Annotated in this window: 8 protein-coding genes; 4 read left to right on the plus strand and 4 right to left on the minus strand. The window is 58.8% G+C overall.

Going from position 1 to position 6,633, the window contains the following annotated elements; translation table 11 throughout:
- Positions 1-970 (minus strand): thiamine pyrophosphate-binding protein (locus tag GSQ92_RS06465; RefSeq protein WP_254066573.1); only part of this gene is annotated, 970 nt, incomplete at its 3' end.
- Between the two features lie 564 nt (positions 971-1,534).
- On the opposite strand from GSQ92_RS06465, the gene GSQ92_RS06470 reads away from it, so the two are divergent.
- From GSQ92_RS06470 to GSQ92_RS06480, 3 genes are all read left to right on the plus strand, one after another.
- Positions 1,535-1,825, plus strand: a complete 291-nt coding sequence (locus GSQ92_RS06470; protein WP_159013176.1) for a hypothetical protein — start codon at positions 1,535-1,537, stop codon at positions 1,823-1,825.
- A gap of 429 nt (positions 1,826-2,254) precedes the next feature.
- Positions 2,255-2,542 (plus strand): DUF427 domain-containing protein, encoded by a 288-nt coding sequence (locus GSQ92_RS30810; RefSeq protein ID WP_254066574.1) that lies wholly within the window; start codon positions 2,255-2,257, stop codon positions 2,540-2,542.
- Complete coding sequence (locus GSQ92_RS06480) at positions 2,539-3,288, plus strand: SDR family NAD(P)-dependent oxidoreductase (RefSeq protein ID WP_254066575.1); 750 nt, start codon at positions 2,539-2,541, stop codon at positions 3,286-3,288. The genes GSQ92_RS30810 and GSQ92_RS06480 overlap by 4 nt, the downstream gene beginning before the upstream one ends.
- Positions 3,289-3,508: 220 nt before the next feature.
- Here GSQ92_RS06480 and GSQ92_RS06485 read toward each other — a convergent pair whose 3' ends face one another.
- The gene (locus GSQ92_RS06485; RefSeq protein WP_159013177.1) at positions 3,509-3,802 is read right to left on the minus strand and encodes a hypothetical protein; all 294 of its coding nucleotides are present in this window, start codon (positions 3,800-3,802) and stop codon (positions 3,509-3,511) included.
- A 163-nt stretch (positions 3,803-3,965) separates the two neighbouring features.
- On the opposite strand from GSQ92_RS06485, the gene GSQ92_RS06490 reads away from it, so the two are divergent.
- Complete coding sequence (locus tag GSQ92_RS06490; RefSeq protein ID WP_174247803.1) at positions 3,966-5,024, plus strand: SDR family oxidoreductase; 1,059 nt, start codon at positions 3,966-3,968, stop codon at positions 5,022-5,024.
- A gap of 712 nt (positions 5,025-5,736) precedes the next feature.
- Here the strand turns inward: GSQ92_RS06490 and GSQ92_RS06495 are convergent.
- Together GSQ92_RS06495 and GSQ92_RS06500 are read right to left on the minus strand one after the other, a co-directional pair.
- A complete protein-coding gene (locus GSQ92_RS06495) occupies positions 5,737-6,015 on the minus strand; it encodes a hypothetical protein (RefSeq protein WP_158803347.1) in 279 nt (92 codons plus the stop codon).
- Between the two features lie 428 nt (positions 6,016-6,443).
- Positions 6,444-6,633, minus strand: a 190-nt coding sequence (locus GSQ92_RS06500; RefSeq protein ID WP_216856756.1) for a hypothetical protein, incomplete at its 5' end; no start/stop codon positions are given.

Consider the following 6,633-nt stretch of genomic DNA (forward strand, 5'->3'; position numbering starts at 1 on the left):
TCGTCGCGCTATCACCGACCATGCTCAACTCCATCGGGTAGCGGAGACTAAGACTGGCGGCGTCGATATCGATCTGTACGCCGCGGGCACTGCCGGGCTTGGGTAAGAACTCGCTGTAGGGGAAAGACGAGCCGACCATCAGGAAGGTGTCGCAGCCTTGCATCAGATCCCAGGACGGCTTGGTGCCGAGCAGGCCGAGGGAGCCCGTCACCCACGGCAGGTCGTCCGGCAAAGCCGCCTTGCCGAGAAGTGCCTTGGCGCAACCCGCCTGCAACTTGTCGGCGACCGCGATGACTTCGTCGGTCGCACCCAAGGCGCCCGCACCGACCAGCATGGCGACCTTCTTGCCGCTGTTCAGAATAGAAGCTGCTTCCCGCAGCGTGCCCTCATCCGGCAGCTTCGCCGGTAAAGCATAGCCAACCCCCGTATGGGTCGCGCCATGGGCCATCGGAGGGTCCTGATACGGCATCAACCGCAGGTCATTGGGAAGGATCAAACAGGTGACAACGCGCCGCGCGCTAGCGATCCGCACGGCTCGGTCAATCATATGCCTGATCTGCGCGGGCACGCTCGCCTGCATCACGTAGTCGCTTGCCACGTCCTTGAAGAGGTTCTGGAGGTCAACCTCCTGCTGGTAGCTGGCCCCGAGACCGCTTCGGGCCTGCTGGCCTACGATGGCGACGACCGGCACATGGTCCATCTTCGCGTCATAGAGTCCGTTGAGAAGATGGATCGCGCCGGGGCCGGAGGTCGCGTAGCAAAGTCCAACCTGGCCGGTGAATTTCGCATGTGCGGAAGCCATGAAGGCGGCCATCTCCTCGTGCCGGACCTGGACATATTCCATCTCGTCCTTGGCCTTTTCGAGCGCGACATCCAGGCCACCGACGCCATCTCCCGGATAGCCGTAGACGCGGTTCAGGCCCCACTCGCCCAATCGCTTCCACACGAATTCGCTGACATTGATGGTCATGAGTTCCTCCGGGTCCCCTATCGCGCCGGGCGCGCAAGAGAGATCGCCACAGATGATTGATTTTCCATTCACAAGGCCGCGCGGCGACCGTTTTGCTGAAAGATATTGCACCACAACTGAGCAGCAAAAGCGTGCAGAGTGCTTGATTGCTCGGGCGAGGCCGCGATCGTCCGAGCAGTATCGCCGTCTGCGGCGCTTCGCTGCGACCAAGGGCAAAGGCCGGCATGCCCGTCGCCTGCGGTCACACAGACACGTCTTCTGATTTTTGATGATCAAGCTGCATCTGAATGCCGATGTTCCCCCGATGATGTGTGCGGCCAAAATGGACCGCCTCATTTCGGAGGATGCCTACGGAGAGTTTCGGCTTTCACGCAGCTACCGCTGTCAGCCCGGACGTCTTCGCGCCCACTACGATCTCGCCCGCTTCGCGCGTTAATGCCGCCCTGACCCACGCGGATCGGATCTTTTCCTCAGGCGGCCGGCTATCTGACCGCCTCACTCTATGTCCATAATTGGGGGACCCACTGATGTGTCCCTCCTACCCTCTTGGTAAGGAGACTTATGATGAAGAACTTTTTGGTGGCCGCCGTGGCCGTTGTCAGCTTAGGCATGACGGGCGCAGCCATAGCTAGCGAACCCACGCCGCATCACGGTGTGTCGGCGCAGGCCCGAAACGAGGCGGTGCGGCCAAATCAGCGCCCCACCTATCTTGCTCGCGACGAGCAGGTTTCGCCCCAGCAGCGCCCGGCTTATCTATCTCGCAACGAAACGGTCTTGCCGAGCCAGCGCCCAACGTATCTAGCTCGCAATGAGCAGGTCTCGCCTCAGCAGCGGCCCGCATACCTCACCGCGTGACGCGAATTGGCTGCACGGAAACGCATTGGAACGAACTTGGCGGTGACGTAACCCTGAAGAAAAGGGGCGTTCGCGGGAGCGCTTTCTCGTTTGGCATCATCGTCTTGACGCTTCCCGGACATCTTGAGCCGCGTGTTCTTCTGGACATATTCAGGTGCTACTGGCCGCATAGGTGTCTAGAACCATGTGAACCTCTCTTGATAACTGCCCCTTTCTTGGCTCTTCGAGACAACCTTACGATGGACAGAACGCCCTCATGGAGAACGTCTGGGATTATCCTCGGCCGCCCCGTCTCGAGCCTGCCGCGCAGCAACTACGCATCCTGTTCGCCGGCCGAGTGATCGCCGCGACGACTGCGGGGTTTCGGGTGTTGGAGACCTCTCACCCGCCGGTTATTATCTGCCTCCCTCGGCCTTCACCGGATGCGTATTGACGCCGGCCTCGGGAGCAAGCGTCTGCGAATGGAAAGGCTCAGCGCAATATTGGAGCATTAGGGTTGACAACCGTGTGGCGGAGCGCGCGGGGTGGAGCTACCCGAAGCCGACAGAAGGTTTCGCTTTGATCCGGGATTATCTCGCCGTTTATGCCGGCAGGATGGACGCGTGCTTTGTTGGCGGCGAGGCCGCAACACCGCAGCCGGGTGGCTTCTACGGCGGGTGGGTGACGCGCAACCTCAAGGGGCCGTTCAAGGGCATGCTGGGAAGCATGAGCTGGTGATATCCCAAATGCGCAGCTTTGCACCGAAAAGCTGTGCTGTCGTCATTGGCGCCTCGGGCGGCATCGGCGCGGCTTTGGTGAAGGCACTGCTTGATCAATCCACCTTTACAACAGTGGCTGCTTTAGCCCGTAGTTTCGAGGACGATCTCGAGCGGACCGCCCGTTTCCAGCACGGTTCTATCGACATCGCTAATGAAAACAGCATCAGCGCCGCGGCGGCCCGTTTGGGGGGCGACGTGCGGCTGGTGATCGTTGCCACAGGCGCGTTACAAGGCAATGGTATCCCGCCGCCTGAGAAGACTTATCGGATGATTGATGCCGCGGGGATGCTCGAAAGCTACCGAATTAACGCGGTAGGACCGGCTATCGTCGCAAAGCACATGCTACCACGGCTGACTCTCTCGGGTCGAAACGTTTTCGCCGTGTTATCTGCCCGCGTAGGCAGCATCGGCGACAACCGAAGTGGCGGCTGGCACAGCTATCGTGCCTCCAAGGCAGCGCTTAACATGTTCGTCCGTAACCTTGCGATCGAAACCGCGCACCGTAGTCCTCAGACGATTTGCGTCGGGTTGTACCCCGGGACAGTTGACACGGAACTTAGCCGACCCTTCCAGCGGAGCGTACCAGAGAACTGGCTGTTCACACCGATGGCGGCCGCGTCGCGATTGCTGATGGTGATCGATGGTCTAGCTCCATCCGATACGGGCAATGTCGTTGCTTGGGATGGTAATACCGTCGTGCCCTAAGACCGGTCACTTAGATAGACGTGCAAGCGGAGCTACAATCGCATGCGGAGCGCCGCTCCGATTGAGACCTTAAGAGGTCTGTCACTATGGCACCCCGAGACGGAAAAAGCTCAGTAAAATCATTGCGCCAATTGATTCGCTGCAACGCCTACGATCTTCCTGAAGGTCAGTCGTTCGTTCGCCGTGAGCCAATGAGCCGCAAGCCGTGTGAATCATGGTGCTACTCGACGCTGATGTGGCCGAGGGTCGCGGCCATCTTCGCGTCGTGTATCATGCAGCCCGAATTAATCGTAACAAAGCGGGTGACCTGGATGCGATCGTTCGCGATGGCTTCGAAGCCTTGCTGGATCCGGCGGATGACCAGTTGAAAATCCTCGTCGAAGCTGAGGTCTGACGCAGCCTTGCCGGCAACCCGAGGCCATATCGCATGGATGTCGTCGTCGGCGATGTCGGGATGCTTACCGATGCCAGCGACGTCGACCTTTGTTGCAGGGGTTGTCGGCGGCTCTACCATGGCCGGACCGGGACTGTGCCGCGCTCCGCGAACTGCTAATGCTCTCGATTGGCTCGGAAGAGACGGTCCAGATCGGCGCGTTCTTGCGGCTAATGTCGACGGCACAAGAGCCATATGCCACAAGTTTCAACTTCTATAACAATAGCACCGATCGAGGCCCCTGATGTCCATGGAAACCAAACGTGTTCTCGTCGCTGGTGTGCAAGGTGTCATCGGCCGGGCGGCGGCCGAGCGCTTTGCCCATCTGCAGCAAACCAAAGTTCTTGGGTTGTCGCGCCGGCCAGGGGACTTGGTCGACGTTGAGCACATTTCGGTCGATCTGCTCTCCCCGACTGACGTGCGATCAAAGCTCGCGAACCTGACGGACATCACTCACGTCGTTTTTGCCCCGTACATAGAGAAACCGACGGCTGCGCAGCGAAGCTCGGTTAATGTCGCGCTGCTAGAAAACTTGCTTGACGTCATAGAGCCAGCATCACCGAGCCTTCGGCACATCGCATTCTACCAGGGTGGCAAGGCCTACGGAGCCGATCTTGGGCCATTCAAAACCCCAGCGCGCGAGGATGATCCCCGCCTAATGCCGCCGAACTTCTACTATGACCAGGAAGATACTCTGCGCCGTAGGCAGCAGGGAAAAGCGTGGAATTTCACTGCGCTGCGGCCAGAGGCGGTGTGCGGTTACGCCATCGGCAATCCAATGAATCTAACGATGGTCATTGCCATCTACGCGGCACTTTCAAAGGAACTTGGCTTACCACTGCGTTTCCCTGGGTCAATGAGCGCCTACAGAGCGCTGTATCAAGTGACTTCAGCCGACATTCTAGCCGCGGCGGCCGATTGGGCAGGAAACGAGCCGCGAGCTGCCAACGAGATTTTCAACATCACGAACGGTGATTATTTTCGCTGGGAGCATATGTGGCCACGTATTGCCCGGATGTTTGACATGGAAGTCGGCTACCCTGTGCCGCTGCCTCTGGCCGAGTACATGGCAGATAAGGCGCCGCTTTGGGAGACAATGATCCAAAAATATGGACTTAAGAATGTAAAATACGAGGACATCGTGTCGTGGCCATTTGGCGATTTCATTTTCAATAGCGAGTTCGACAATATTTCCAGCACGATCAAGGCGCGGCAAGCGGGTTTCCACGATTGCATTGATACCGAAGAGATGTTCCGCCAGTTCTTTTCATCGTTGAAGGCGCGAAGAATCATTCCGGTCTAAAGCGAAATTCGTTGTGAGACCCGCGGTGCGGTTGCGTCATACGCGCTAGGGTTGTCCTTCCGAAATGCCAATGCAAACTTGCGACCAGCAGGCTGAGGGTCAACACGTGATAAAGTTTCCTACTCACGTCTTGAGACCTGGACGCACAGGGACCGTTAAACAGAGCGATTGAGCCGTTATGAGTCTCGTCAGAGCCGAGGACTTCTAGGGTCGAGCGAACCTACACCTGCCTACGTTGTGTGAATCAAATGGGCCTGCATGGGATCTAACATGCTTTAGCCTGTGATCCGGCGGCGGGTCTCGTCTGGTTTTGGGCGCTGCCCGCCGACGTAGGTCTCGTAGCACTAACAGAAACGCCATAGATGAATACAGCCAAAGGGCATAGAGTGACCGTAACAGTGCGTCGGTCTGGCGACAGCATACTTGCAGTCTTATAAAGACAGGTTAGAATGTCTAGAAACTATCCCACTTTCCGACGGACTGTATTCTGTTTTTACCGTGCCTATGGGCGAGGGGAGGGGGAGTTGCCTCAATCGAGGCGGCCAGCCAAAGTGGGTCCTGCTGGGGCGAGTGATGTCCGTAGTTGAGGTTACTGTGGGCCTGACCTATGAGGCGGCGACCGACCGCTCATCCTGTGCCGAAGGCGTATGGGGCTCGGCATTCTGTCCCCGGACGCCGAAACCTGCGCCTCATTTAGCAGCAGGAGGGTTCTCTAGAGCCGCGCAGCCATCCCGGGGCAGTGCCAATGGTTGGTGGCGCTGGCGGCATATTGAGTGTCTGCATCCGGACGAGGACGCCGGGAGTGCTGCGCGACGTGAGGGGGTTGTGCGACGTCAGATAAATCCAGCGCATCGTCGCGGGTCGCGAAGTCGATATGGCGGACCTTGTCGAAGTTGACCGCGTAGGCCAAGCGGCACTGGGCACCCAGTATCGGCGGGGCCTCCAGGTCCAATGGAGTTGAGTTGTTCGAATGCCGGAACAGCGAAGCCATGACCACTTTCGACCACTGCGGGGCGCCAGCCGCATCAGCTGGGAGATCCAGATGCCGCCTGGCGAGACCACCGTTCTACCGAATACCCGGCTCTATGGCTTGCGATGTCGATCACATCGACGGCCGTTGCGACACGATAAAATTCGCTTACCGTGCCTCTCTTGATGATTCCCGGGCGGAATGCCGCAATCGAGGCATGTCCCTGAGCTCTGCGCCCTCTGAAACCCAGAAGCCGATACACAGATATTTTTGGACGCTTCTATATCGGGGGTGCTCTCGGCTTCCGTCGACCTTACGTCAACGGTTGGCTTAGGTTGGTAGACGCTCCAGCTCCGTGGGATTGATCCGATACATCCCACCATCGTTTTTTTACAGCCGAAAGCCGACCGCTTTTGATGACCTTGTGCATCGTCGCCTGAGAGGTGCGATCAGAACATTGCCAACGGGTTCACCGCCGAGCCGGTGGCCCCCTTCATGCGCCACGGCGCTACGGTCACAAAGAAGTCCCACCGTCGCTCGTCGGCGCAAGCGGCCGCGATGCCGTCCAGCTCGGTCTGGTCGAGCAGCGTGAGGCCCATGTAGGCGATCCCCACCATGTGCATGGGCTCGCTCCAGCGC

The sequence above is a fragment of the Acidisoma sp. S159 genome (assembly GCF_009766125.1).
GTDB lineage: Bacteria > Pseudomonadota > Alphaproteobacteria > Acetobacterales > Acetobacteraceae > Acidisoma.

Bases quoted from the DNA above. Each gene is read 5' to 3' on its own strand.
- GSQ92_RS06470 (WP_159013176.1), top strand. From the start codon at position 1,535: ATGAAGAACTTTTTGGTGGCCGCCGTGGCCGTTGTCAGCTTAGGCATG.
- GSQ92_RS06485 (WP_159013177.1), bottom strand. From the start codon at position 3,802: ATGGTAGAGCCGCCGACAACCCCTGCAACAAAGGTCGACGTCGCTGGC.
- GSQ92_RS06490 (WP_174247803.1), top strand. From the start codon at position 3,966: ATGTCCATGGAAACCAAACGTGTTCTCGTCGCTGGTGTGCAAGGTGTC.
- GSQ92_RS06495 (WP_158803347.1), bottom strand. From the start codon at position 6,015: ATGGCTTCGCTGTTCCGGCATTCGAACAACTCAACTCCATTGGACCTG.